The 25,520-nt window shown below is 44.5% G+C and carries 25 protein-coding genes; 14 read left to right on the top strand and 11 right to left on the bottom strand.

Annotated features, from left to right (window positions below; all coding sequences use genetic code 11):
* Window positions 1–5: 5 nt before the first annotated feature.
* Window positions 6–1,226: a K(+)/H(+) antiporter subunit KhtU gene (gene khtU, locus H7F27_RS15580; protein WP_010333580.1), complete on the top strand. Its 1,221-nt coding sequence runs from the start codon at window positions 6–8 to the stop codon at window positions 1,224–1,226.
* Window positions 1,227–1,244: 18 nt separating this feature from the next.
* On the opposite strand, the gene H7F27_RS15585 is transcribed toward khtU, so the two are convergent.
* Together H7F27_RS15585 and H7F27_RS15590 are read right to left on the bottom strand one after the other, a co-directional pair.
* Window positions 1,245–2,750 (bottom strand): coproporphyrinogen III oxidase, encoded by a 1,506-nt coding sequence (locus H7F27_RS15585; RefSeq protein WP_024120764.1) that lies wholly within the window; start codon window positions 2,748–2,750, stop codon window positions 1,245–1,247.
* Window positions 2,751–2,862: 112 nt separating this feature from the next.
* Window positions 2,863–3,729: a Cof-type HAD-IIB family hydrolase gene (locus H7F27_RS15590; RefSeq protein ID WP_103672382.1), complete on the bottom strand. Its 867-nt coding sequence runs from the start codon at window positions 3,727–3,729 to the stop codon at window positions 2,863–2,865.
* Window positions 3,730–4,220: 491 nt separating this feature from the next.
* Here H7F27_RS15590 and H7F27_RS15595 point away from each other — a divergent pair, with 491 nt between their 5' ends.
* Complete coding sequence (locus H7F27_RS15595; protein WP_185848131.1) at window positions 4,221–5,294, top strand: DNA alkylation repair protein; 1,074 nt, start codon at window positions 4,221–4,223, stop codon at window positions 5,292–5,294.
* A gap of 44 nt (window positions 5,295–5,338) precedes the next feature.
* Here H7F27_RS15595 and H7F27_RS15600 read toward each other — a convergent pair whose 3' ends face one another.
* Both H7F27_RS15600 and H7F27_RS15605 read right to left on the bottom strand, forming a co-directional pair.
* Window positions 5,339–5,692, bottom strand: coding sequence for a YlbF/YmcA family competence regulator (locus H7F27_RS15600; protein ID WP_010333576.1), 354 nt, complete (start codon window positions 5,690–5,692; stop codon window positions 5,339–5,341).
* Between the two features lie 92 nt (window positions 5,693–5,784).
* Window positions 5,785–6,918 (bottom strand): DUF445 domain-containing protein, encoded by a 1,134-nt coding sequence (locus H7F27_RS15605; protein ID WP_095713720.1) that lies wholly within the window; start codon window positions 6,916–6,918, stop codon window positions 5,785–5,787.
* Window positions 6,919–7,180: 262 nt separating this feature from the next.
* On the opposite strand from H7F27_RS15605, the gene H7F27_RS15610 reads away from it, so the two are divergent.
* From H7F27_RS15610 to H7F27_RS15635, 6 genes are all read left to right on the top strand, one after another.
* A complete protein-coding gene (locus tag H7F27_RS15610) occupies window positions 7,181–8,272 on the top strand; it encodes a YheC/YheD family endospore coat-associated protein (RefSeq protein ID WP_101860884.1) in 1,092 nt (363 codons plus the stop codon).
* Window positions 8,262–9,623, top strand: coding sequence for a YheC/YheD family endospore coat-associated protein (locus H7F27_RS15615; RefSeq protein WP_069486318.1), 1,362 nt, complete (start codon window positions 8,262–8,264; stop codon window positions 9,621–9,623). Before H7F27_RS15610 ends, H7F27_RS15615 begins: the two co-directional genes overlap by 11 nt.
* Before the next feature lie 158 nt (window positions 9,624–9,781).
* Complete coding sequence (locus H7F27_RS15620) at window positions 9,782–9,991, top strand: YheE family protein (RefSeq protein ID WP_101860885.1); 210 nt, start codon at window positions 9,782–9,784, stop codon at window positions 9,989–9,991.
* Between the two features lie 212 nt (window positions 9,992–10,203).
* Entirely contained in the window at window positions 10,204–10,407 is a 204-nt protein-coding gene (gene sspB / locus H7F27_RS15625) for a beta type acid-soluble spore protein SspB (protein WP_010333571.1), read from the top strand.
* Window positions 10,408–10,513: 106 nt separating this feature from the next.
* Entirely contained in the window at window positions 10,514–10,639 is a 126-nt protein-coding gene (locus H7F27_RS15630) for a hypothetical protein (RefSeq protein ID WP_081638264.1), read from the top strand.
* 38 nt (window positions 10,640–10,677) lie between these two features.
* The gene (locus H7F27_RS15635; RefSeq protein ID WP_095713722.1) at window positions 10,678–11,298 is read left to right on the top strand and encodes an NAD(P)-dependent oxidoreductase; all 621 of its coding nucleotides are present in this window, start codon (window positions 10,678–10,680) and stop codon (window positions 11,296–11,298) included.
* 45 nt (window positions 11,299–11,343) lie between these two features.
* Here H7F27_RS15635 and H7F27_RS15640 read toward each other — a convergent pair whose 3' ends face one another.
* Together H7F27_RS15640 and H7F27_RS15645 are read right to left on the bottom strand one after the other, a co-directional pair.
* Window positions 11,344–13,365, bottom strand: a complete 2,022-nt coding sequence (locus tag H7F27_RS15640; RefSeq protein WP_185848132.1) for a multidrug resistance ABC transporter ATP-binding protein/permease BmrD — start codon at window positions 13,363–13,365, stop codon at window positions 11,344–11,346.
* Window positions 13,362–15,119 (bottom strand): multidrug ABC transporter ATP-binding protein BmrC, encoded by a 1,758-nt coding sequence (locus tag H7F27_RS15645; RefSeq protein WP_185848133.1) that lies wholly within the window; start codon window positions 15,117–15,119, stop codon window positions 13,362–13,364. Before H7F27_RS15645 ends, H7F27_RS15640 begins: the two co-directional genes overlap by 4 nt.
* Window positions 15,120–15,566: 447 nt before the next feature.
* Between H7F27_RS15645 and H7F27_RS15650 the strand changes: the two genes are divergently transcribed.
* Both H7F27_RS15650 and nhaC read left to right on the top strand, forming a co-directional pair.
* Complete coding sequence (locus H7F27_RS15650) at window positions 15,567–16,067, top strand: universal stress protein (RefSeq protein WP_024120753.1); 501 nt, start codon at window positions 15,567–15,569, stop codon at window positions 16,065–16,067.
* A gap of 125 nt (window positions 16,068–16,192) precedes the next feature.
* Window positions 16,193–17,554: a Na+/H+ antiporter NhaC gene (gene nhaC / locus H7F27_RS15655; RefSeq protein ID WP_101860888.1), complete on the top strand. Its 1,362-nt coding sequence runs from the start codon at window positions 16,193–16,195 to the stop codon at window positions 17,552–17,554.
* A gap of 37 nt (window positions 17,555–17,591) precedes the next feature.
* Here the strand turns inward: nhaC and dat are convergent, their stop codons facing one another.
* Window positions 17,592–18,443 (bottom strand): D-amino-acid transaminase, encoded by an 852-nt coding sequence (dat, locus tag H7F27_RS15660; RefSeq protein ID WP_103672378.1) that lies wholly within the window; start codon window positions 18,441–18,443, stop codon window positions 17,592–17,594.
* Window positions 18,444–18,725: 282 nt separating this feature from the next.
* Between dat and H7F27_RS15665 the strand changes: the two genes are divergently transcribed.
* Complete coding sequence (locus H7F27_RS15665) at window positions 18,726–19,574, top strand: polysaccharide deacetylase family protein (protein ID WP_185848134.1); 849 nt, start codon at window positions 18,726–18,728, stop codon at window positions 19,572–19,574.
* A 25-nt stretch (window positions 19,575–19,599) separates the two neighbouring features.
* Here the strand turns inward: H7F27_RS15665 and H7F27_RS15670 are convergent, their stop codons facing one another.
* The 3 genes from H7F27_RS15670 to H7F27_RS15680 form a co-directional block, all read right to left on the bottom strand.
* Complete coding sequence (locus tag H7F27_RS15670) at window positions 19,600–20,325, bottom strand: NAD-dependent protein deacylase (RefSeq protein WP_395958056.1); 726 nt, start codon at window positions 20,323–20,325, stop codon at window positions 19,600–19,602.
* Window positions 20,326–20,421: 96 nt separating this feature from the next.
* The gene (locus H7F27_RS15675; RefSeq protein WP_095713728.1) at window positions 20,422–21,537 is read right to left on the bottom strand and encodes a mechanosensitive ion channel family protein; all 1,116 of its coding nucleotides are present in this window, start codon (window positions 21,535–21,537) and stop codon (window positions 20,422–20,424) included.
* A gap of 154 nt (window positions 21,538–21,691) precedes the next feature.
* A complete protein-coding gene (locus tag H7F27_RS15680; protein ID WP_103672376.1) occupies window positions 21,692–21,796 on the bottom strand; it encodes a YhdX family protein in 105 nt (34 codons plus the stop codon).
* Window positions 21,797–22,031: 235 nt separating this feature from the next.
* On the opposite strand from H7F27_RS15680, the gene H7F27_RS15685 reads away from it, so the two are divergent.
* From H7F27_RS15685 to crcB, 3 genes are read left to right on the top strand one after another with little or no spacing between them, the layout of a single operon-like run.
* Entirely contained in the window at window positions 22,032–22,757 is a 726-nt protein-coding gene (locus H7F27_RS15685; protein WP_103672375.1) for a glycerophosphodiester phosphodiesterase, read from the top strand.
* Complete coding sequence (locus tag H7F27_RS15690; RefSeq protein WP_103672374.1) at window positions 22,750–23,142, top strand: fluoride efflux transporter FluC; 393 nt, start codon at window positions 22,750–22,752, stop codon at window positions 23,140–23,142. The genes H7F27_RS15685 and H7F27_RS15690 overlap by 8 nt, the downstream gene beginning before the upstream one ends.
* Window positions 23,142–23,498: a fluoride efflux transporter CrcB gene (gene crcB / locus H7F27_RS15695; RefSeq protein ID WP_103672399.1), complete on the top strand. Its 357-nt coding sequence runs from the start codon at window positions 23,142–23,144 to the stop codon at window positions 23,496–23,498. Before H7F27_RS15690 ends, crcB begins: the two co-directional genes overlap by 1 nt.
* A gap of 13 nt (window positions 23,499–23,511) precedes the next feature.
* On the opposite strand, the gene H7F27_RS15700 is transcribed toward crcB, so the two are convergent.
* A complete protein-coding gene (locus tag H7F27_RS15700; RefSeq protein WP_185848135.1) occupies window positions 23,512–24,897 on the bottom strand; it encodes a hemolysin family protein in 1,386 nt (461 codons plus the stop codon).
* Window positions 24,898–25,520 lie beyond the last annotated feature (623 nt).

Genomic DNA, 25,520 nt, shown 5'->3' on the forward strand with positions numbered 1-25,520 from the left:
AGCGGATGGATCATCTTGTTTTTGAAGTCGGAACAGCGCTTGTGCTTGTGGCAATTGCCAGTGTCATCGCAAATAAAATTAAGTTTTCAATTATCCCGTTTCTCATTATTTTAGGGATGCTGCTTGGCCCTCATGCCCCTAAAGTCGGGATCATTGACCTCACGTTTATAGAAAGCAGTGAAATCATTGAGTTTTTCGGGCGGATGGGCGTGCTTTTCCTCCTTTTCTATCTCGGACTTGAATTCTCTGTCGGAAAGCTGATCAAGTCTGGAAAATCCATCGCAATTGGCGGATCAATTTATATTTTGATTAACTTCAGCCTCGGACTGCTTTATGGCTTTATCACCGGGTTTTCTTTTCTGGAAGTCCTCGTGCTGGCAGGCGTCATCACCATTTCTTCAAGCGCGATCGTCGCAAAAGTGCTGGTCGATTTAAAAAGAACGGCCAACCCGGAAACAGAGCTGATTCTCGGCATTATTATGTTTGAGGATATCTTCCTTGCCGTGTATCTGTCTGTTGTTTCCGGCCTTGTGCTTGGAGACGCGACATCAGTCGGGAGTGCGCTTTTGTCCATTCTGATCGCATTTGGCTATATGCTGCTGTTTTTTATCGCGGCCAGAAAGCTCCCGCCGCTTTTGAATAAGCTGTTGGACATTCGCTCGAACGAAGTGTTTATTATCGTCATTTTTGCAGCGCTCTTTTTCATCGCCGGATTTTCAGAGACAATTCATGTGGCAGAAGCCATCGGCGCGCTGCTGCTCGGTTTGGTATTTTCGGAAACAGAGCATTCCGATCGGATTGAGCACCTTGTCGTTCCGTTTCGCGACTTTTTCGGCGCGATGTTCTTTTTCAGCTTCGGCCTCAGCATAGACCCTTTTTCACTTGGTGAAGCGGTTTGGCTGGCATTGGGAGCTGTGATCCTGACCATATTCGGAAACTTTATCGCCGGAATGGTGGCTGGACGCCGCGCAGGGCTTTCTCATAAAGCCTCATCCAATATCGGTCTTACGATCGTATCACGGGGTGAGTTTTCGATTATCGTTGCCAACCTCGGCATAGCCGGCGGCCTGTCAGCCACATTAAAGCCGTTCGCCGCATTATATGTCCTCATTCTGGCGATTTTGGGGCCATTATTAACAAAAGAGTCAAAATGGATTTACCGCCAGCTAAACAAGGTGTTTAAATGGAAGCCGGACGTTCAGCCTGTGAAAAAACAGCGGGGATAAAAAAAAGCAGCACTGTGATCAGTGCTGCTTTGTCGTTCTCTCAAAAATCTGCTCTAAATATTTGATCTTTTCGTCCGTGTAGTGCTCAAATCGGTCATTGTATGATTTCGGGTCTTTCGGATTGGCAAAGTGTGTGATTTTCCCTGTATCCGGATCAATAAATTTACTTGCCGCACCGCAGCCGATGCCGATAATCGTCTGCACTTCTTCCATAATCATAATGTTGTAGATGCTTTCCTGGCCCGGAATCGAGTACCCGACGTTTTCCAGATTTCCAAGAATATTTTTCTGGCGGTATAAATAATAAGGCACGTATCCATGTTCTTTCGTCCAAGCTACCGCATCATCCATCATTTGAGAAACCTCTTCTCTCCCGGCAACTTTGTATTTATGTTTGTTTCTTGTCATTTCTGACGCCCGCTTAAAGGAAAGGGTATGAACAGTCAGCGATTCCGGCATCAGTTTCTCGGTTTCTGAGAGGCTGTGTCTGAACTCCTTCACGCCTTCGCCAGGCAAGCCGATAATTAAATCCATATTGATATTATTCATGCCGTGCTGGCGTGACAGATGGTATTTTTCAATGGTCTCTTCCACCGTATGATGACGGCCGATTGCTTTGAGCGTTTCGTTTTCATAGGATTGCGGGTTAATGCTGATCCTGTCAATATCATATTTGTTCAACACGTCAAGTTTTTCTTCAGTAATCGTGTCGGGGCGGCCGGCTTCCACAGTAATTTCCCGAATGTTTTTCACATCCGGGAAGGAGCGGACCATTTCTTCATACAGAAGATCCATCTCTTCCGCTGTAATGCTTGTAGGCGTCCCGCCGCCAAAATATATGGTTGTGACCTTGACGTCATGCTCCTTGAGCCATTCGCCGATTTTCTGCATTTCGTAATGCAGCCCCCATAAAAATGAGCCGACTCTGCCTGCTTGTCCTTGGATGGCGTATGCAGGGAATGTGCAATACGCACATTTGGTCGGGCAGAAAGGAATGCCGATATAAATACTGACTTCGTCCTTTACTTGATACAAATCAGGAACTGCCGCCAGCTGCCTGTCGACAATTTGCTGCATCAATTCGATTTTCTCATCATGAATTAAATAGTCTTTTTTCAATTCTGCATGCGCCTGTTCCTTCGGCATCCCGCTTTGCAGCTTTTTATGAAGCAGCTTCGTCGGGCGGATTCCCGTGAGAATTCCCCACTTTTGCGTCATGCCCGTATGCGCTTGAAGTAGATTTAAGTAAACATAAGAAATTGTGTTTTTTACTTGTTTGAAAGCTTCTTTTTCATTCATATCAGGAGAAAAAGATTTAGTATGGTGTTCCTTAATTCCGGTTCCTTTCACTTCTCCTGAAACCGTCACATGCTCATCCGTTTGCGTGCAGGCTAAAGAGATGACAAGATCCGCCGGCTCCTCTCCGCCGTAGACAAGACCGCATTCCTCATAAAACAAATTTGCGATATTTTGCAGTGGCCGATGAAGGCGGTCATCGTGTATGCCTTCTATTTTAATTTGCAACTTCATCACCTAATTTATCAGATTCAAAACTTTCTTTAGTGTACAGAAATAAACAGCTAAAATCAATCCGGCAAAAAAGCCGCCGCACCTGTTTGGGCGCGAGCGGCTTTTTTTATACGCGTTTCATGTGGAACTTATCGAGGAACCCTTTTCGCTGCTGCATACGGAAATATTCCTTCATCATATATGCGACGCCTTGCTCGTCATTTGACCTTGTGACCCAATCTGCTTTTCTCTTTATTTCCGGTGCAGCGTTCCCCATTGCAACCCCAAGTCCGGCAAGCTCAATCATCGGAAGATCGTCTTGCTGATGGCCGATAGCGACTACATCCTCCATCCCCAGCCCCAGTTCCGAAGCAACAAGTGCAAGGCCCGCTTCCTTCGAAACTCCCTTTGGAACAATGTTCATCTTCTCATCGTTTACGCGAATCACGTCAACCGCCGGGAAGGCTTTTGTAATCGTTTCTGTAATGTCTTGCTGAATATCGTGTTCTGTATATACTTCGATGACGGGCGCACTCACCGGTTCACCCATCAGAAGATCGCTTAACGATTCAACAAACTGAACCGGGTAAAAGATGGGATCTGACGGGTGGATCAGCGCTTTCCCAAGCAAATTTGAATTGACCTTTTTCTTGTTTCCAATCGAATATTTCTCGTGAAGAAGCCTGATGTTGCATTGATAGCTCTCAAGCACTTGAACGATATTAAAAGTATGATCGTCAGAAATTCTTTTTTCAAAAAAGGGCGCGTCTATTTTCTCAGCGATATAGGCGCCGCTGTGGGTTATCAGCTTTGCATCAAGCTTCAGCGATTTTGCTATTTTCTGAGCTGAGCGAAAATGGCGGTTGGTGACAAGTGTGACGTAAATCCCTTTTTTCTTAACATATTCAATCGCGTCTTTCGTTGCCTGATGAATTTTCCCGTTCGACCGAAGCAGCGCTCCATCTATGTTTAAGGCAAGCAATTGTTTAGACACAGAGATGTCCCCCTCCTTGATGACTGTACTTGTGTATAGGATATGACCCTGTCTCTGTGTTTAGAACAACCTTTTCTGTACAGCAAAAAAAGCCTGACTCAGCAGACTTTATATACGCAATCATAATAGGATACGATCGAAGCAGCCATTCTCCCTAATATCGTTATTTCGATTTACTTACGAAAAATCATGTATCAGGAACCCCTTATTTGACCAATGATGCGCTCCGAACACTTACTCTCTGTTGCTTATCCCCTCTATATAACGGCATGATATGCGACCGTATCCATTTGAAATAGGTAAGTGTAGGCGCTTTCAATGTTATTATCCCAGTTTTCTCTGCAGATGACAAGGGTTTTTTTAACTAAAAAAAGTAACCAATATCTGTGTAACTAAGGTAGCGTGTAATGTTAATTATTGGATTCTTCCACTTGAATAGGAACGTACATTCGTATACAATATAAACATTAAATGAAAAAAGCGGTGGTCCAATGACTGTATTAAAAGAAATTTATAATCAAGAACTGATCTCTCGATTTACAGATACTGTAAAGGAAACCTATCCTGCATTCAACAAAGACAAATTCGAGGAACTCTTAATGACGGGAGAATGGCCTGGGCTCGCATTAAAAGAACGCATGCGCCGCATTACCGTTGCTTTATACGAAACACTGCCGAAACATTACGGTGAAGCGCTTGCGGTATTATGGGATGCAGCTCCTCATTTTAAGGGACTCAGCGGAATTATTTTTCCTGATTATGTGGAACAGTACGGATTAGAGCATTGGGATGATTCAATGAAGGCGTTAGAATACTTTACGGCATATTCCACTTCAGAATTTGCTGTGAGACCTTTTTTGCTTTTAAATCAGGAAAAAATGATTGCACAATTCCTGATATGGTCTAAGCATGAAAATGAGCACGTAAGAAGACTTGCGAGTGAAGGAAGCAGGCCCCGCCTCCCATGGGGAAAATCGATACCCGCTTTGAAATCGGACCCCTCCCCCGTGCTGCCGATCCTCGAGCAGCTGATGCAGGACGAGTCTTTGTATGTGAGAAAAAGTGTGGCCAACAACCTTAATGATATATCAAAAACGCATCCTCACTTGCTGAGAAAAGTCGCAGAACAATGGTATGGAACACATCCTCATACAGACTGGATCATCAAACACGCTTACCGGACCTTGTTAAAAAAAGGCGATAAACAGGCCTTATCGCTTTTTGGCTATCACGATGCTGACTCGATTCAACTGCAAGAATTAACGTGCGAGTCCAGCCGTATTTCTATTGGCGAAACCCTCAAGTTTACTTTTCACATTCATTCAGACAGGGATCAGAAAGTAAGAATTGAGTACGCCATTGATTACGTAAAAGCCAGAGGCCAGCATTATCGAAAGGTATTTAAAATAACAGAAACGAATATACGAAAAAACGAAACAAAATCATATACCAAAACACAAACCTTTAAGGATTTATCTACAAGAAAACATTACAAAGGAATTCATACATTATCAGTGATCATCAATGGAGAGGTAAAGAAATCGCTGGATTTTCTAGTTTGCTGAACGAATAAAAAAATCCCTTCTTATCCAGAAGGGATTTTGAATGATTAGCCTTCGACACTGCCGTAAAGCTCTTCTAAAGGCTTCATGATGATTTTGTTTAATTCGCCGATCAGCATACTCATACGCTGCTCCGCTTCCATCAGCTGAGAGATTTTTTCGTGCTGCTGTACAAGCGCAACGGTTTTTTGAGCCTGCTGCACTTCGTCTTCTGTAATTTCTTCTCCAGCCATTTGTTTTTGCTGAAGTCTCAGCTGCACATCACGGAAGTTTTCGAACATTCGTTTCGCAGACTCGTCTGCGTTTACTTCATCGTACAGGTTTTTTAAACGGGTAAACTCTTCGCTCCCGCGCAATGCATTTTCCAGATCATACGCTACATCATAAAAATTAACAGCCATTGTAAGTAGCTCCTTTCATTATTGCCGATTGACATACCACTCCACTATAACAGACTATGGAGCTCCTTTCATTAATCGAAACCCGTTTCTTCTTAAAAAAGGATGACAAACAACGCTTGAATTGCACCTATGATTCCGCCGAGAAGGCCGCCCAAATAGGTTATCATTTTAAATTCTTTTTTCGAAATCGACAGCACCATTTCTTCAAGACGCTGTACCGGGAACTGATCCACCTGCTCCTTTACAATTTCCTCAAGGCGCATTCGTTTTAATACACTTTCAAGATTGGTTGAAATCCCCTCAAGCAATTTGTCTAAAAGCGCCGGCAGGATACGATGGTTCAGATCATTTTCATAGCGGGCTGTAAGCGAGCCAATCGTATTTTCAAAAAACGGAGCAGTTGAAAATGCTTGCAGCACTCTTTGTTTCAGGCTAAAGATTAGTACTTTTGCGTTCCATTTTTCGTCCGCTTCATTAAATGTATACTCCTTCAGCTTGCCCCATTCGTTTTTCAGAAGATCAGAAAGCAGCTTATTCGTTTCCTCATTCCGCAAAAACTTCAGAAGCTCCGGCAGCACGCGATCAGCAAGGCTTGAATTGCCGAGAAACATTTGCACCATGCTTCCAAGCATACCGCGTTCTTTTAAGAAATCATCAATCATATTGCCGAGACGGATTTTTCCTTCTTCACTTTCAAAATAATGAATGCTTCGCGCCAAAATATAGCCTGAAATCATCGGTATCTTCTCTTCTAGCTTTTCCTGCACTTCCAATGGCAGTGCTTCCTTTAACGTTTGATGCTCATATCGGCGGAAAAGTTCATTCAATTTATCATCCGTCCAGCGGCTGATCCAGGCGTCTGCCGCTTCACCCGGATGCTTTACTCCGGCTTTTTCAAGCGCTTCTTTTACTGTCATTTCAGATAGCGACAGGTTTTGAATCAGCTGTTCTCCGACTTGAAGCGCCTGCTTTTTGGCTGAATCTGAAACAAGCCGCTTTTTAATACCCTCAGGCGTTAATAAATGGTTTACCACCATCAGCCCCATTTGTTTCGCAAGCTCATCACGTCTTCTTGGAATCAATCCCGGAGTAAAAGGGACTCGTTTTCCAAACAAATAATATGCCTTATACGGCCTAAATAGCATTTGAATTGCTAAATGATTGGTCACCGCGCCGATAACTGCGCCGATCACGATCATAAATATAAAGGTTCCTGCAATACCCATTCCTGCTCATCTGCCTCCATCTGTGCTTTTACTTTTTCATAAATAGAATGACCTATTTGTATTATAGAGGTTGGTGTGATCACTTAGCAAACAAGGAGACAAAACATATGGCCATAAAATCAGCTTGTTTAACAGGAATAGGGCAAGATGCTGAATCGTAATCTGTAAAGTAGACTACCGACAGCTGTGTTCCTGATGTTTTTTGAAGCGTAAAGCTGCTGACACCCGCCGGCAGCTTTTTAATAAAAGGGGGAGTCTCACCATGATAACACTCGGTTTTATGTCCTTAACCCGCCAGCACGAGCAGGATTATTCCGCAGAATTGGCTACAAGAGCGCCCGAATTCGGCATACGTTTGATCCGCTTTACACCGTTTGACATTTTGCCCGACACCCTGCGTGTCAAAGCGCTGGTTTATCATCCCGCCAGCAGCAATTGGAATGAAACAGAACTTGCGATTCCCGATTATATTTATGACCGCTGCTTTTATGGGAAGGATTCACAATCACAAAAAGCAAAACCGATCGTTGAATGGCTCAAAAAATATCCGAAAACCGAATTTATCGGGCGGGGTCTTCCTGATAAATGGACTGTGTTTCAAGATTTGCAGGAGCATTCTGTGATCAATCCTTACATTCCAGAAACCATGAAAGTGAGCCGATTTGAACAAATCCATTCGTATTTATTGAAAGAAAAAGCCTGTATTTTAAAGCCAGCGTTCGGTGCTGGCGGCAGAGGCGTGATACTTCTGGAGCTTGGCAAGAAAAACATAACCGCCACCTACCATATCGGAAAGGATAAACAGACAAAATCCTTTTCCAACCAAGCTTCATTTAAAACTTGGTGCAAAAAAGTGCTTCAGCACCAATATTTGATGCAGCCTTATTTAAATATCCAAGATAAGGAGCAATACCCGTGTGATATCCGGCTGTTTATGCAAAAAAATGAGGACGGTGAATGGCATACCGTCGGAAAGGCAGTGAGACGCGGATACAAAAACGGGCTGCTGGCCAATTTATCAGGCGGATCGGATACGCTTACATTTGATACATGGTTTGAAAATATCCCGAAAAAACAGCAGGTAGTCTTACTGGATGACGTATTCTCGATTACCCAATCGGTTCCGTATTATCTTGATGAGCGATACGGGCCATTATTTGAACTCGGTCTGGATATATGCCTTGCGAAGGACGGGAGGATCTGGATCCTGGATATCAATTCTAAACCAGGCAGAAAATCAATACTTCGTGTTTCTCCTGAGAAAAAAGAACATCTATATACTTGTCCTCTTAAGCGGTGCAAATATCTATTTTCGCTGCAAAACCAGAAAGGAGTCCTTCCGCGTGAATCGTAAACGGTTTTTGATCGGCATAGACAAAAACAGTGAAAATACTCTGTTTCTGCCCTCCGCAATGAAGCAAGACGGCCTTTTGTCTGCCTCATTCGGAACGAAGGTTGTCAGATGCCATGTTACTTTCAGACGAAATCTCGAACAGACAGTGCTCCTCTCTGAAAATCTGTTTCACGAACTGCTGATACCGCACCGCAGCCGGGCTGATATTCTCATTCATGATCATTCGGTGCACATTGGTCCGTTAATCGGCATCTTCACCGCAGGGTTTACCGCATCACTTGAGCGCCCTTTTAAGGACCGTTCTCTCTTTTTTTCTAAACTGCTCACTTTGCATGAACAAACAGGAAGCTATTGCTTCGTGTTCGGCGCGCACCAAATCAATTGGCAGGAAGGGACGATTGAAGCGCTTCTATACAGGGAAAATGGCTGGGAGAAACACATTGTCCCGCTGCCGAACGTCGTGTATGACCGTTTGCCGAATAGAAAAATCGAGAACTCAATTGTCTTGCAGAATACAAAAAACCGGCTGATCAATGAATATCAAATCCCATGGTTCAATAAAACATTTTTCAACAAATGGGATGTTCATCAATTGCTGGAAAAAGACCCGAGAACGGCTCCTTACTTACCGAAATCAATCCTTCATCCTACTGTTGAGCGGATTGAAGAGCTGAGTGATTCATTCGGCAAGGTTTATATAAAACCGGCGGACGGAGCACTCGGCACCGGGATTTATCAGCTCGCCAAAACGGAATCCGGTTTGACTGTGAAACATACAAATGATGCCAAATCTTTTTCTTCAATCGACTATCCCGATGCTTCCGCATTTCTGGATGAATTTCAAAAACAGCATGATCCCGCTGTCTTTCTCGTTCAGCAAGGGGTAAATTTGATTGAATTTCAGGGAAAACCAGCCGATTTCCGCGTTCATACGAATAAAAACAGTAAAGGGAAATGGACTGTGACCGCCATCGCAGTAAAAATTTCAGGAGAAAACAGCATTACAACACACCTATCCAATGGCGGAAAAGTGAAAACGCTGGCCGAAGTATACGATGATCCGGCGGAACGAATACATGTCATTAAAAAGCTTTCTGCGGCGGCATTGACCGCCAGCCAAGTGCTCCATGACCATATCGAAGGGTTCATCGGCGAGATTGGTTTTGATTTTGGCATTGACCAAAACGGTAAGGTATGGATGTTTGAAGCGAATTCACGTCCTGGCCGCAGTATTTTTTCTCATCCGAGTCTGCAATCTGTCGATTCTTTGACAAAACGAAGAAGCTTTGAATATGCTTCATATCTTTCGAAGATGGCCATTACCTCCCATGAATCGCTGTGGCCATCCTAATTTGCCCGCTTTATGTAAAAGCGGGCTTGAAGTTTATTCAACGCAAGGACAAGTTCATCATAAAGCCCCTTCAATGATGTTTTGCAACAATGATACAATGAATATAATTCGTCCGTATCCATGTCAATTGATATCAATTTCAAGGAGCGTGGCCCCTGATGATTTCTCATTTCAGCTGGAAACCTTTGTTTCAAAAACAAAAACTGCCCGGATGGACAATTTCCTTTTACTATAAAGGCATGCATTACGAGGGCATCTATCATAAAAGCGGCGAGATTGAATGGGGAGATTTGTTTCCCGCCCGTGCTGTTGAGCCTGCACTCAAAAACGAGATACATGAATTGATGCTTTTTCATATTTACGATTAGCTTAGCCTGAGCGGCTAAGCTTTTTTTATGCCTTCTCAAGATTTACCACTAAAATCCCCGCATGAGTTTCAGTCAAATCTAACATAATACGTAGTAACAAGCCGGCAAAGCATTGGGTTACGCCGAGACGGCAGTGACACCCGAGACGGGTCCACAGACTGGTGCAACTCCAGTTAACCCAACCATATCAAATAAAAAAGGAGATTTTACACATGGCAAACCAAAACTCTTCAAATCAATTACTAGTACCTGGCGCAGCTCAGGCTATCGACCAAATGAAACTTGAAATCGCTTCTGAATTCGGCGTTAACCTTGGAGCGGATACGACTTCCCGCGCTAACGGTTCTGTCGGAGGAGAAATCACAAAACGTTTAGTATCTTTCGCTCAGCAGAACATGGGCGGACGCGTACAATAACAATTCAATAAATGGCTGACAGAAGGCGCGGTTTCCGCGCCTTCTTTATATTTGTCACCCTTTTTTCCTACACCACATATCCTAGGAGAAAAGGGAGGGAATCAAGGTGCCATTCATCGCTATTGTGAATTGGGAGCTGGTGCAGTTCGTAAGTATATCCATGATTAATGAATATGTTTCCCATCGTTCTGTCTTTTTGTACAGGTATTCTTTCCCGCGCTGTTCAAACTGAGTACATCCTTTTATAATGAGGGGCGAGGAGGTTTTTTCATGAAAATTGCCTTATTTGGCGCAACCGGCCGTGTCGGACAAGCCTTTTTAAGATTGGCAGGCACCAATGAACAACTCGATATTTACGCTCTGATCAGATCATCGAATGATAAACTTGGCCTGCCGAAAGAACGGATCGTTATCGGGAATGCCCGCTGCCGAGAAGATGTGAAAGAAGTTATGAAGGATGCTGAGATCGTCATCAGCTGTCTCGGTACAGATGGCGACGATACGTTGTCAGCTGCCATGACACATATTCTTGCCATTATGCAGGAAAAGCATATCAAACGGCTCATAACGATCGGCACCGCGGGCATTCTTAATTCACGATTTGAACCAGGAAAATACCGATTTGAAACAAATGAATCAAAACGAAAGCTGACCCGCGCTGCCAAGGAGCATGCAAGGGTATATGAAATGCTCAGAGCTTCGTCCTTAGACTGGACCATGATCTGCCCCACATATCTCCCCGACGGAGAAGCAGCAGGTGAATACCGTGCAGAGCGCAACGTCTTGCCGGCGGAAGGTAAAAAGATCACTGTCGGCGACACTGCGGCTTTTCTGTATCACGAGCTTCTTACAGGGGACTATATCGGCTGCCGGGTAGGACTGGCTTATTAATGCGCACAAAAACCCAAAACATTGAATGTCTTGGGTTTTTGAAAGCTATGCAATGGAGTGCCTCTGTCCTTTTTGCAGCTCATACATTTGATAATATTGCCCTTTTAACGCCATTAGTTCCTCATGATTCCCTTTCTCAACAATTTCTCCTTTTTCAAGCACTAAAATTTGATCCGCGTTTCTGATGGTTGAAAGCCGGTGTGCAATGACAAATGTCGTGCGCCCTTGTTTCACTACATCCAGTGCCTTCTGGATCAAAGCCTCTGTCTCCGTATCAATATGCGCCGTTGCTTCATCCAAAATCAAAATGGCGGGATCGTACGCCAGAGCTCTTGCAAAGGAAATGAGCTGCCGCTCTCCCGAGGATAGCGTGCTGCCTTTTTCAATGACAGGTTCGCTGATGCCTTTCGGAAGCTTTTCAAGAAGCGACTCAGCCCCGACTTGCCGCAGTGCTTCTATAATGTCTTCTTCTGAAATTCTTTCATCCTCCAGACTGACGTTAGAACCGATTGTTCCTGAAAATAAGTACGGGTCCTGCAGCACAATCCCCATATGGGATCTAAGTTCCTGCCTTGACATGCTGTAAATGCTTCTCCCATCGATGAGCACATCCCCTTTTTGCGCATCATAAAAGCGGAAGAGGATATTCAAAATCGAGCTCTTGCCTGATCCGGTATGGCCGACAAGCGCTACAGTTTCGCCTTTTTGTGCTGTAAAGGAAATGTGTTTCAAAACATTTTGTCCTTCTTGATAAGCAAATGATACGTCTCTAAATTCAACCCGCCCCAGCGCGCGCTCCTTCGCCGGTTCACCCGTTTCTTCCGTTTCCTTTTCTTCAAGCAGTTCAAAAACACGCCCGGCGGACACCCGCGCCAGTTCCAGCTTAGAAAACTGATTGACGATACCTGTAATCGGCTGGAATAAGCGGTTTAAGTAATCCACAAACGCGTACAGCACACCGATGGAAACAATTCCTGCCGCGTTTAGACTTGCGCCGCCAAAATGCCAGATCAGACAGACAAACGCAAGGTTGCGGATCACATTCACAAGATTGTGTGACATTAAGGAGTTTAAATTCAGCATCCTGTTCTGATAGTAATAATGAGATTCATTTAATTCCTCAAACTCTCTCATTGTTTCTTTTTGATGGAGAAAAGCTTGGATGATCGGCATGCCTTGAATAGACTCATTCATTTTTGCATTAATGTCACTATTGATCGAACGGATTTGATGATTGTAATAGGAAGCGTATTTCCGGTAGATGATCGACCACAGCCAGATGATCGGCACAATCGCCAAGCATAAAAACGCGAGCTTTACATCCAGCAGGAACAACGCCGTAAATATCCCGATCATATATATGCCGCTTGTCACAAACGTTGACAGCACTGTCACATATAAATCTCTGATTGCCTCAGTATCATTTGTAATTCTTGCGACTACTTTGCCCGCGGGAAGATTATCAAAATAGCGGATCGGCAGTTTCTGAATGCGGGAAAACACATCCTGTCTCATCTTTTGAATAATGCGGTTGGCACTCATCTGCAATAAATAATGCTGCCCATATTGGAAAAATACCGAGAAGACAAGCAAACCGGCATACAGAAAAATAAGAAACGTCATCCCCTTCATTTCCGGCTTATAGAACTGAAAAATCTCCTGCTTTGTCAGCTTTTCAGCAGGATACGTCCGGCTTTCATTCCCATTAGTGATCGTCAGCTTTCCGTCAGAAACCGTTCTGTTCCCGTCAAAGCTGACAGCCTGATCAACGAAATAAAACGCCATTCCCACTTGATAAATATGCGCTTCTTTCTCTTTAGCAGCCGCGCCCTGCATCCGGTCCTCCCTGACATAGGAGGTGCCGTCAAATTCAACTGCATTTTTATCTTTTTCCGAGACCTCATACCATGTTTTTTCAATGCCGAGGATGTGATCGTCAATCATTTTTTTGCCGATAAACGGTCCGGTCAGCTCTGCCCCGACTGCAATCGCAAGCAACAGGACGGCAGTGATCAGCAATTTTTTATATAGGAGTGCGTATCTCCATAAGGTTTTTCCTGTCTTCATGCCCCTGCTCCCCCTTCTTCTGCAGTGAACAGCTGCTGCCTTTCGTATTGTTCCCGATACCATCCGTTATTGGCCATCAGCTCTTGATGTGTGCCTCTCTCAGAAATCACGCCGCCGTCCATCACAAGGATGAGATCGGCATGCTCCACAGCTGATAAACGATGCGTCAGAATAAATGTCGTTTTCTCTTGGCGGTTTTTCCTGATATTGCTGATAATAGCCGCCTCCGTTTTTGCATCTACAGCGGAAAGAGAATCATCCAGGATTAAAATCTCCGGATTCGCCATCAGCGCCCTCGCGATTGAAATTCTTTGTTTTTGCCCTCCAGAGAGTGCGACGCCTTTTTCACCCACCATTGTCTCCAGACCGGCCGGAAGCATTTGCAAGTCTTTTTCAAAATGAGCTTCTGAAACAGCCTTCTTTACCTCAGCATCACTTGCGTCAAGCTTTCCGTACAAGATGTTTTCTTTTACAGACCGGGAAAACAGTAAATGATCCTGCGGCACATATCCAATCCATCCGCGGAGCCGGTCAAGAGGAATCTGCTCAATCGGCACACCTGAACATGTGATGCTCCCTTCACCGGCTGGATACTGGCGCAAAAGCTGCTTAATGATCGTCGTTTTCCCGCTCCCAGTTTTACCGGCAATCCCGACGGTCTGCCCTTTTCGCACGGTAAAAGAAACATCCTGAATATTTACATTTGTTGAGCTTGGATATGTAAAGCTGACATGGCTGAAAACGATATCTCCAGGCTCTTTTAAATCAGACGGCCGCTTCGGATCTGTCACGTCCGGTTCATAAGAAAGGGTTTCATTTACCCGATCTAAGGACGCGTTGCCGCGCTGCATCACATTAATTAATTCACCGATCGCAAACATCGGCCAAATCATCATGCCCAAATAGACATTAAAGGAAACAAGCTCGCCAAGCGTCAGCTCATTACGGAAAACAAGAAACGCTCCATACCCCAGCCCAATCAGATAGCTGGCGCCGACAAGCAGCTTAACAGTCGGCTCAAACAGAGAATCAATAAAGGCTACCTTCATATTCTTCCGGTACACATCGGCCGTCATTTCATTAAAACGGCGTTCATCATTCGTTTCCTGCACATAAGCGCGAATCACTCTCACACCCGAGACCGATTCGAGCACCCTGTCATTCAGCGCTCCGAAAGAATGTTGTGCCTCTGTAAACCTTTCATGAATTTTACTTCCGTATATGCTGATCGCAACAGCCATAATGGGAAGAGGTATTATGGCTGCAAGCGTCAGCTTCCAGCTGATCAAAAACCCCATCGTCAAAAAGATCGTCATCATAAACATTGTGGAATCGACTAATGTCAAAATGCCAAAACCCGTCGTTAAACTGACAGCCTGGAGATCATTTGTCCCCCGCGCCATTAAATCTCCTGTTCTGTATTTTTCATAAAACGGCGGCGCCATTTTCAGCAAATGGCCCATCAGCTTAGAGCGGAGAATTTTTTCCATAACGTTCGCTCCGCCGAACAGCTGGTGCATCCAAAAATAAGACATGATATACACCACCGCCGTCAAACCTAAAAATACGCTGACATAAAACAGCAGCCCGCCTGAGGTAAACTCCCCCGATTTCATATCATCGATGGCGTTCCCCAACAATTTAGGCGGAAACATCTCAAGTACATTTACACATAATAAAAGCACAATCGCAATGGTATAGCGCAGCCAGTAGGCTTTAAAAAACCAGCCCAGCTTTTTCAATACTGAAAACATCCATCCCCATCTCCTTTATCTCGTCAGCCGCCTTCTATTTTTTCCTTGCAGCTCTTTTCGTTCAGGTTGTCATAACCAATCCTTGCCTCTGTATTTGTCTTCACATCCGATACACCTGTCTTTCTTAAGATTTTGTATATAAAAAAGGCATGAAGCGTCAGCTCCATGCCTTTTGTTATCGATTATGATGTACAGAGCGCTTTTCGGCGCGCGGATTAACCCAATTCAAAAAAACAGAATAAGGGTTTGCCGCGCCAATATGAAACTGTTCTGTAAGACATATCATTCCTTGGCATAGCAAACCCTCCATTCATTCTGATTTTTCACTCTTTTTTCATAATATAAACAAAACCTTTTTTTGTCAATCATTACTTGAACAGAGAAAAGATTAAATAGATATGATGTCGGGTATTGTATTGTACGACGTTTTTTGAAAGGGTGAGAATGATGTTTCATGCTGACCGTATTATTGTTGCGTTTGACGGAAGTGAAAACAGTAAGAAAGCGCTTCAGACAGCCATTGATCTTGCGAAAACGGTAAATGCAGCCATTACAGTCGCCCATTCACATGATATGAAAGACAGCCAGACCATCATCGATCCGCCGAGGCCCGCAGCAGGGGCAAGCTATATTGGCGGAGGCATGACAAGTGTTCCTGACCCGCTGATATCAGATGTTGCGCCACCGGAGCCAATGATTTATGAAGACCGTACGGAAGAAGTCATCGCCGAAGCCAGAATGATGCTGAATGATCAGCAGACAGAGGGAGATATCGATATATTGGAAGGTGACCCGGCTGAATCAATTATCGAGCATGCCAACCGGGTTTCAGCCGATCTGATTGTAACCGGAAGCAGAGACCAAAACAGACTGAAGAAACTTTTGTTTGGAAGTGTAAGTGAAAAGCTTTCGGCGAAATCAGATATACCGGTTCTGATCGTAAAGTGAGCACGCCACGTGCTCGCTTTTTTATATTCATAATTGTGAAAAAACACGGATTTTCGTTTTTTTCTGATATAATGCTTTCGTGCCCAAAAGCACAAAAGCATTAAAGAAAATGATGGGGTGTTGTTTTGGATTCTCAAAAAAAGCTGACGTTTCCGTTAGCCGTCGGTTTATTTATATTAATGTTAGGAGTCATTACCTCCTGCTTATTTTTTCTTCATACAGAACCGCATATCCCGCTGTTCCTATGTGTTGTCCTGCTTTCAGCAGCCGGTTTATGGTACGGTTTTTCCTGGAACAGCCTTGAAAAAGGAATTGTAAACGGGATTAAAAACGGTGTACAGCCGATCATTGTTCTGGCACTGATCGGTATCTTAATCGGCGCTTGGATGTACAGCGGCGCCATACCGTCCGTTACAGTTTATGCTTTGTCCTTTATTGAACCGAGCCATCTTCTGTTGACTGCTTTGTTTTCCTGCATGATCATCAGCACGCTTGTCGGCTCAAGCCTGACAACTGTAAGCACAATTGGCGTGGCACTGATCGGCGTGGCGAGCGCGGCAGGCGTTCCGCTCGAATGGACGGCGGGGGCAGTCATTTGCGGAGCCTGCTTTGGTGATAAAATGTCACCGATGTCGGATACAACAAATTTTGCTGCGGGTATAGGCGAAATATCGATCTTTGAACACATTCGCCACATGATGGGCACAACTATTCCCGCCTTGCTGATCACCGTTGTCCTTTTTTACTTTCTTGGTTTATCAGTCTCAGCAGACGCTGCTTCAACAGATGATATTGCACATGTTATTGCCGGAATAAAAGATGCAGCAAACGTCACACCGTGGGCGCTTCTTTCTCCGCTCTTAGTTGTTTTGCTGGCGATTAAGCGCGTGTCCGTTATTCCCGTTCTGACTGCCGGTATTATTTCCTCGGGAATTTTGACAGCCATCTTTGTTCCCGACAGCAGCATTCAGGCTTTTATGTCAGCCCTGCAAAATGGCACCATGTTCGAAACTGACAATGAGGCTGCCGCTAAAATCATCAACAGAGGCGGACTGCAATCCATGATGGGCTCAGTTTCTCTTATTATGATCGCTTTTGCACTCGGCGGTTTAATGGAGAAAATCGGCCTGATCTCCGCACTATTGGAGGGTGTGATGAAAGGAATCCGTTCAAAGGGCAGTCTCATTGCAGCAACTGTCTGCTCCAGTATCGGTGTCAATCTTGCAACAGGCGAACAGTATTTATCTATATTAATACCGGGACAGTCATATAAATCCTTATATGACAAACAAAACATTCAGCGGAAGTTTTTATCAAGATCATTAGAGGACGGCGGAACATTGATTAATCCATTAATCCCTTGGGGCGTCAGCGGGGCTTTTATGGCAACCGCGCTTGGTGTTCCCGTCATTGACTATATCCCATTTACGTTCTTCCTCTATATATCGCCGATGATTTCGATTTTAGTTGGATTTGTAAAAAAATAAAAAGAGCGCCGCTTGCAAAGCGGGCTCTTTTTTAACATTAAAATGATACGCGGGCTGCCTGCTGAATGCTTTCTTGAAAAGCCGCCTGCAGCTGTTTTGTCACCGGTCCGGGCACTCCGCTTCCGACTGATTTTCCATCAAGCGTCACAACCGGAACAATCTCTGCCGTCGTTGAAGAAATAAAGATTTCCTCCGCCTGTCTCAGCTCTTCTTCAGTAACGGGCTTTTCATCAAGCTCTATGCCGTTCTTTACGATGAGATCCAAAATCTTCATTCGTGTAATCCCATTGAGAATCATTCGGTTAGCCGGATGCGTCCGCACCGTACCGTTTAAAACAGCATAAACATTAGAAGATGTACCTTCTGTAACAATTCCGTCTCTTATTAAAATGCCTTCAAATGCTCCCGCTTCGTAGGCTTTCTGCTTTGCCATCACATTATACAGTAAATTCAGACTTTTAATATCGCATCTCAGCCAGCGAAGATCCTCATCCGTGATGGCTGAAACGCCGTATGTCTGCTCCTGTTCCGGCTTTTTAACAGAAAATGTATAGGCCGTCGTCTGCGGCTCAAGGCCCGCTTCATATTGGTGTTTTCGCGGAGCAACCCCTCTTGTGGTTTGAATGTAAACCGCTCCGTCGCTGACCGCATTTTCCTGCACAAGCTTTTGCAGGTCCCACTCTAAATCTTCTAAACTGAACGGCAGTGAAATTCCGATCTCAGCCGCGCTTCTGAATAAACGCTCCGCATGCTCGCGCAAGCCGAATAATACCCCTTTATACACCCTGATAACCTCATAGATTCCGTCTCCAAACTGATAACCGCGATCTTCCACATCAACGGATGCCTCGTTTCGCTCCACCAGTTGGCCATTGACTAAAATCTTCATATAAGCCCTCCCTTTTTCGTATTTATCCTGATGCCTAATCAAGCTGTCATTGTCACTCATTCTACCATATCAAACCAGCTGAAAAACAGAAAGATCAAGAACTCAATAGCTGGGAAGGAGATTATTTTTTCCTTAAAATCTGACATTTCGACATTTTTTCTATGTTCTTTCCAATTTTATTCCTGTATACTTGACTCGTAATACATAGGTTGTAAACAATGGCACCTTCAGAGCTGCCAATACAGCGGTATGTAGAGATTTTATGCCACTGGAGAGATTGATATGCGACAAACGAGAGGAGACGCTTCTCCTTCTGCAGTTTCGCTTGCTTTTAAATTTGCAAGTTTAGCAGTTTTATGTGTGCTGCTTTTGCTTATGGTGATTTTAGGTTATTCCAACAGCTCCTCGAAAGCAAAGGAGATCACTGTCACAACAAACAGCCAGCTTCGTGATGAGAAGGAAAGCCTGAAGCTGAAAGACGACTCCCCAGGCCTGCTGATAAAACATTTGCAGACTGAGCAGAATATGGGAGACAAAACGGTTTATTTAACCTTCGATGATGGCCCGTCAGCCTCTACAAACCGCTTGCTGGACGTACTGAAAAGCGCCGATGTAAAGGCGACATTTTTTATGCTGTCACCGCGAATGAACGAATTCAAACACGCGGTTAAAAGGGCCGGAAATGAAGGGCATGCACTCGGTTTACACGGGGTCACGCATAATAACAAATTGTTTTATCAAACGCCGACATCACCGCTAAAAGAAATGCAGCAGGCGCGTGACACGCTGGAAAGCATTACAGGCTATTGCACTGATCTTGTCAGAACGCCCTACGGCAGCAAGCCGTCTCTTACAGATTCACAAATTCGCAATCTAGAAAAAGACGGTTTTGTGTACTGGGATTGGACGATTGACAGCATGGACTGGAAATACCGCAACTCAAAATACGTAGCAGAAGTACTGCAGCAGCTTGACAATATGGAACACAGCCATTCAAATCGGCCGTATGTGATTCTCATGCACGATCTTCCTGCTACAGTAAACGCACTGCCGGTGCTAATCCATAAACTGAAAGAAAAGGGCTATTCCTTCGGTGTGTTAAAGGATACAATGGTTCCGGTTCATGAATAAAAAAGTGAGGCGCTTATCTGCGGCCTCACTTTTTTATGCCCAAGCTGCGGGCAAACTCTCCGATTTTTTGATGGATGACGAAATCAAACAAACTGTCGCAGTACGTCGGCTCCAGGTTAATAATGGCTTTTTTAATGCCTGGAATCCGGATTGCATCCTCAGGCACAAATCTTGCGGGAGCAACCTCAAGAGACGTGCCGATCACCAATAATAGGTCGGCTTTATCCAGCTTTTCATAAAGCGTGTCAAAATGCAAAACGGCATCGCCAAACAGAACGACATCGGTTTTTAATACCGTTCCGCACACCTCACCGTCATTTCCGAACGCTGTACACTCCGGCACATCATGCTTCAGTAAATGAGGGAGATCATATCGGGCACCGCATGAGAGACAGCTCGCTGTTTGGATAGAGCCATGCAACTCGTATACATGTCTGCTTCCGGCTTTTCTATGAAGGCCGTCAATGTTTTGTGTGAATATATCCATCTGCTTCCCTTGTTTCTCCAGTTCTGCCAAAAGCAAATGCCCTTCATTCGGTTCATAGCTCCCGCTCATTTTCATTTGAAACAATTCTTTGAACTTAGGCCAAAACAGACGCGGATAGCTTAAAAAATAATCAAGGCTCATCGCCTCCATCCTTGAGGCATCCTCAGTCCAGATGCCGCCGGCTGAGCGAAAATCGGGTATGCCTGATTCTGTGCTCATTCCCGCTCCGGTCAGCACGACAATTCGCTGCGCTTCATTCAGCATGTTTCTGAATGCTTCCAATTCAACACCGCCTTACAGTCTTTTTTCTTATTTTACCATGAAAAAGACCCCGCCTCTTTGAGACGAAGTCTTTCTTTTTTAAGCCCGTTCCTTTTCCCCTTTATTGAGATTTACTTGAAACGGATCGTGCTGGTGCTTCTGGTTGACATACACCATTTGTCCGGGATAAGCAAATTCAACCCCTTCAGCGCCGAGGATTTCAATAATTTTGTAGTTGATATCCTCTCTGACATGAAGGTTCTCCGCCCAAACCGTTGTTTTTGTATAGAAGTTGAAAAATAAATTGTAATAGCTGTCAGCAAACGTATCGAAATTGACCATGATTGTATCATTATCGACGCCTTCATGTTCAAGCAGCATCTTTCTGAGCGAACGAATGCAGCGTTCCAAATTCTCAATCGGCGTTGCGTAGGATACATGAATGGAAAACGTAATCTGGCGCTTGGTCATTCTCGTCCAGTTCGTGATGGCTTCCATCGACAGCGTGGAATTCGGCACCGTTACAAGCGCACCCTGCGCTGTTCTGAATCTTGTGCTTCTGAAGGTAATATCCTCCACTGATCCGGTCACTGTCGCCGTCTCCACCCAATCACCGATCGTAAACGGCTTTTCAGTGATAATGATGATTCCGCCAAAGAAGTTGCTGATCGTGTCTTTCGCTGCTAGCGCAAAAGCCAATCCGCCAAGCCCAAGGCCCGCCACAAACCCATTGACGTCATAATTAAATTCCTGCGCGATCACGCTCACACTGAGCGCTATAATGACAAAACGGAGCAGCTTAGACAAAAACGGCGCCAGAATATCATCCATATCCAGTTCGAAGCGCTGATTCACTTTATGAAAAATAAAAGATGATGTAGCGGTCAAATTACAAAGCCCCCAGCTCAACAGCGCCACAATCAGCGAGCGGTATATTTTGCTGATCAGCGGCATCTGTGCATCTAAAAACGGTGAATAGCGGATCGCTAAAAACAGCCCTAAGGCAACAAAAAACCATCTGGCAGGCTTATCGAATGCCACAACCACCTGTTTAAAAATTTCGGTTTTCGGTTTGTTTGTCATATTAAAAAGCAAATTAAAGAAATATCTTGTAAACAGTTTTCTTAGTATAAGAAACAACAGCAAAATTGCCAAACTGATGCCGGTTTGTATGATTTTATCAAGCGTGAAATATTGCTGCAGATGATCTAGCATGGCAGTCTCCCCTCTATCCCAATCGAATGTTTATTATACTAAAACATTCGGCAGAATGCTTCCCTAAATGTCTTTATAAAACACAAAACCCCGGCGGAGCGCCGGGGCAATTTCTCATTTTAACCATTCAGCCAGATTCAATAGGGACAGTCACTTACTTTTTTTTCGTTTGTGTCTGATCAAGGAGAGTTGCTTTTTGCATTTCAACATCCGTTTCGGCTTTAATTCTTTCCTCCACTCTGATTCTCCCTTTTCCCATGATCTCGCCTCCTTTTTTGCTATTATAAAGTAACAGAATATTTTGTGAACATGTCGAAAGCACTATTTTTCTCCCGAAATATGCTCGGATACGGTGAGTGTTCTTGTTTCAGTTATACGTTGTTTTCAGCTTGGACTATTCAAATATGACAGAAAAAAAATTCACAAGTTGGTATCGCGGTGCATATATGGATTTGATACAATAACAGAAATGCCCATATGAGGAGCTGACAAGCTTGTACACCATTGCCCACCGCGGAGCATCCGGCTACGCTCCCGAAAATACAATTGCTGCATTTGATCTCGCGGCAGAAATGAATGCAGATATGATTGAGCTGGATGTCCAGCTAACAAAAGACAGGCAGATTGTCGTTATACACGATGACAGAGTGGACCGGACAACAAACGGTTCAGGCTTTGTTAAGGATTTTACGCTGAAGGAGCTGCAGGCACTCGATGCAGGAAGCTGGTACGGCCCCGCTTTTCAAGGAGAAAAAATCCCGACTCTGGAGGACGTGCTCAAGCGCTACCATAAAAAAATCGGACTTTTAATTGAACTAAAGGGCCACCCTTCGCAAATCGGGATTGAAGAAGAAGTGGGACAGCTGTTAGGACAATTTTCTTTTTCTATTAACAATATTGTTCAATCCTTTGGTTTCCGTTCCATCCAAAGGTTCCGCGAGCTTTATCCATCGATTCCGACAGCCGTTATTACAAGACCGAATTTTGGCATGCTGTCCAGAAATCAGCTGAAAGCCTGCAAAGCTTTCGCAAATTATATCAATATCAAATACACACGTCTCAATCGTCTCATGATCGCTTCCGCCCATAAAAATGGATTAAAAGTGTTTGCATGGACAGTAAAGCATCAGAAAACAGCAGCCAAACTGCAGGCCATGGGCGTCGACGGGATTGTCACAGACTACCCGGACTACGTATTAAAGGATGGAAAACATGAATAGATATAGTGCAGTTTTTATTGGAGGCGCCCTTGGCGCTTGTCTCCGATACGGATGTAACATCAGCATAAACAATAATATATTTCCGGCTGCAACTTGGCTGGAGAACGCGGCAGGCAGCCTTCTTTTAGGCATTCTGACCGGTTTTTTTATGATTAGGGCGAAACGGCCTTTGCTATCGGCTTTTTTAGGCACCGGTTTTTGCGGAGGCTTTACAACCATGTCAACGCTTTCTAAAGAAACGGTCATGCTGTTGCAATCGCATTCGTCATTAGCTGTTTTGTATATGGCGGTCTCATTCATATCAGGAATCGGGCTTGCGCTCTTCGGCGTTTTGGCAGGACGGCGAATAGCCCAATTTCAAATCGGAAAGGAGCGGAAGCAATGATGACACTGGCTGGTATTTTCGCAGCGGGAGGACTCGGTGCTGTGCTGCGTTTTTGGCTTGGCAACATCATAACATCTAAAACGCAAAGCCTTCGTTTTCCAGTCGGCATATTGACCGTTAATATACTGGGTGCCCTCGGTCTTGGGCTTTTTACAGGGCTTCATGTGACAAATTCATCTGCAGCACTCATCATCGGCACCGGCTTTTTTGGCGCCTTTACCACGTTTTCGACTTTCAGCGTTGAAAGTGTTCAGCTCTTGCTGGCCAAGCGTGTAAAGGAAAGCATCCTATACATCGGTTTAACGCTTTGCGGGTCCCTTTTGGCGTTTTGGTGCGGCTGGACGCTGCTGACATAAAAAAACCTTGAGCTTATTTCTCGCTCAAGGTTGCACTGTTCAGCATGACTGGCTCGGGCATCGGCAGCGTATGGTGGGCCGTAATCCCGGATGTCTGGCTGATTTCTTCTTTTATATCTATTTGCTTAATCAAACGGCCATCCATCTTCAGCACCTTTATTGTATATGATCCGATGCGAATGGATTCGCCAGCCTCAATATCAATGTTTTCTTTCAATATCAGCCCGCCGATAGTGTCCACGTCTTCTTGAATCGACGCGCCGAGAAGGCTGTTCACCTGATCCATGCGAACCTTTCCATCCATAACATAATGGCGGTCGCCAAGCTTTTGGATCAGCGGCTGTTCATCTTCATCAAATTCATCTCTGATCTCGCCGACAATTTCTTCAAGAATGTCCTCTGTCGTGACAAGTCCCGAGGTTCCGCCGTATTCATCCGACAAAATCGCCATATGAATGCGTTCACGCTGCATTTTAATCAGCAGATCATGAACCGGAATTGTTTCAATGACTTCGATCACTGGCCGCACATACGGATGGATCGTCATTTTCATTCTTTCCTCTTCTGTCATAAACAGCAAGTCAGAAAACAAATGCTTCGTATTGACCAAGCCGATGACACTGTCTTTGTCCCCATCTGTGACAGGCCAGCGGGTGTATTTTTCTTTCAGCATAACCTCCAGCATCTCTGCCATCGTCATATCCGTTGATACAGCGGCCATTTCCTTCCGCGGTATCATAATTTCTTTGGCAATGCGGTTATCAAATTCAAAAATCTTATTCACATATTTATATTCAGACGGATTAATCTCTCCGTTTTTTAAACTCTCACACAACAGCATTCTGAGTTCTTCTTCAGAATGAGAACCCTCATGTTCTGACGCCGGCTTCAAACCAAACATGCCGCATAAAAGCCGCGCCGATCCATTCAGGATCCAAATAAACGGAAACAGAAGCAAATAGAATAGTCGCAGCGGACCCGCTATCAGCAAGGTTAGCTGTTCAGCCTTTTGAATCGCGACCGTTTTCGGGGCCAGTTCACCTACAACAACATGCAGAAATGTAATCAAGCCGTACGCGACTGCAAAAGAGACTGCATGAGAAACCGATTCCGGCAGGCCGAGCGGTTCAAACAATGGATGCAGCAGCCGTTCAAATGCCGGCTCCCCCAGCACGCCGAGTCCAATTGATGTCACTGTAATGCCCAGCTGGGATGCAGATAAATATTCATCCAAATCTGTAATGACACGCTTTGCGAGTATCGCCCGTTTGTTTCCTTCTGTTATAAGCTGATCAATTTTGGATCTCCTTACTCTAACAATCGCAAACTCACTTGCGACGAAAAATGCAGTTAAAGCAATGAGCACACCAATTAAAATCAGACTGTCAATATCGTCCATTTAACCTTATCCCCTCATTAAAGGATAAGGAGTCACCTCCTGATATAATCATTTTTCCTTAACATTGAGGTACGCGGTGTATTGTTGCCTAAGCAGAGGGCCCCATCATACCACCTCCAAGTCAAAGTTTGATTATAAATTGTATATTTTATTGTAACACAACTCATTCCAAAAATGATTTTAAATTTTTAGACTTCTATCATAGGACAGCCTATTGATTCATCCGGCCAGCAGGTTCTTGATATCCGTGCATAGCCTTTTAAGACGATGCTAAGATTATTGGGCAAGGTGCTGTTCACTGAAATATCGGACATATATCTGTTTTTCAAGCTGAAGCTTGTACGGCTCATTCGCTCGGATCTGCTTCGGCGGCGTGCATAGGATAAAGTTCGTTTGAGGCCAGTTTGACTGTTAGATCATGACGTGTGCTTTTAAATGCTTACTAGATGTGTCTGGTCACACAGCACAGGCAAGGGCCAGGAATGGGCTCGACCAGTTTGCGTTATAAACGGTTTCTATCTTCAGGCCGGCTCTGCTGTTATGGTTGAATTTGGCGGTTTATTCGAGGGAGAGATAAAATCAGGAATTGAAAAACGGGCCAAAGCCTGGGGCATACGTCAAAT

Origin of the sequence: Bacillus sp. PAMC26543 (assembly GCF_014250375.1) — a bacterium.
Lineage (GTDB): Bacteria > Bacillota > Bacilli > Bacillales > Bacillaceae > Bacillus > Bacillus halotolerans.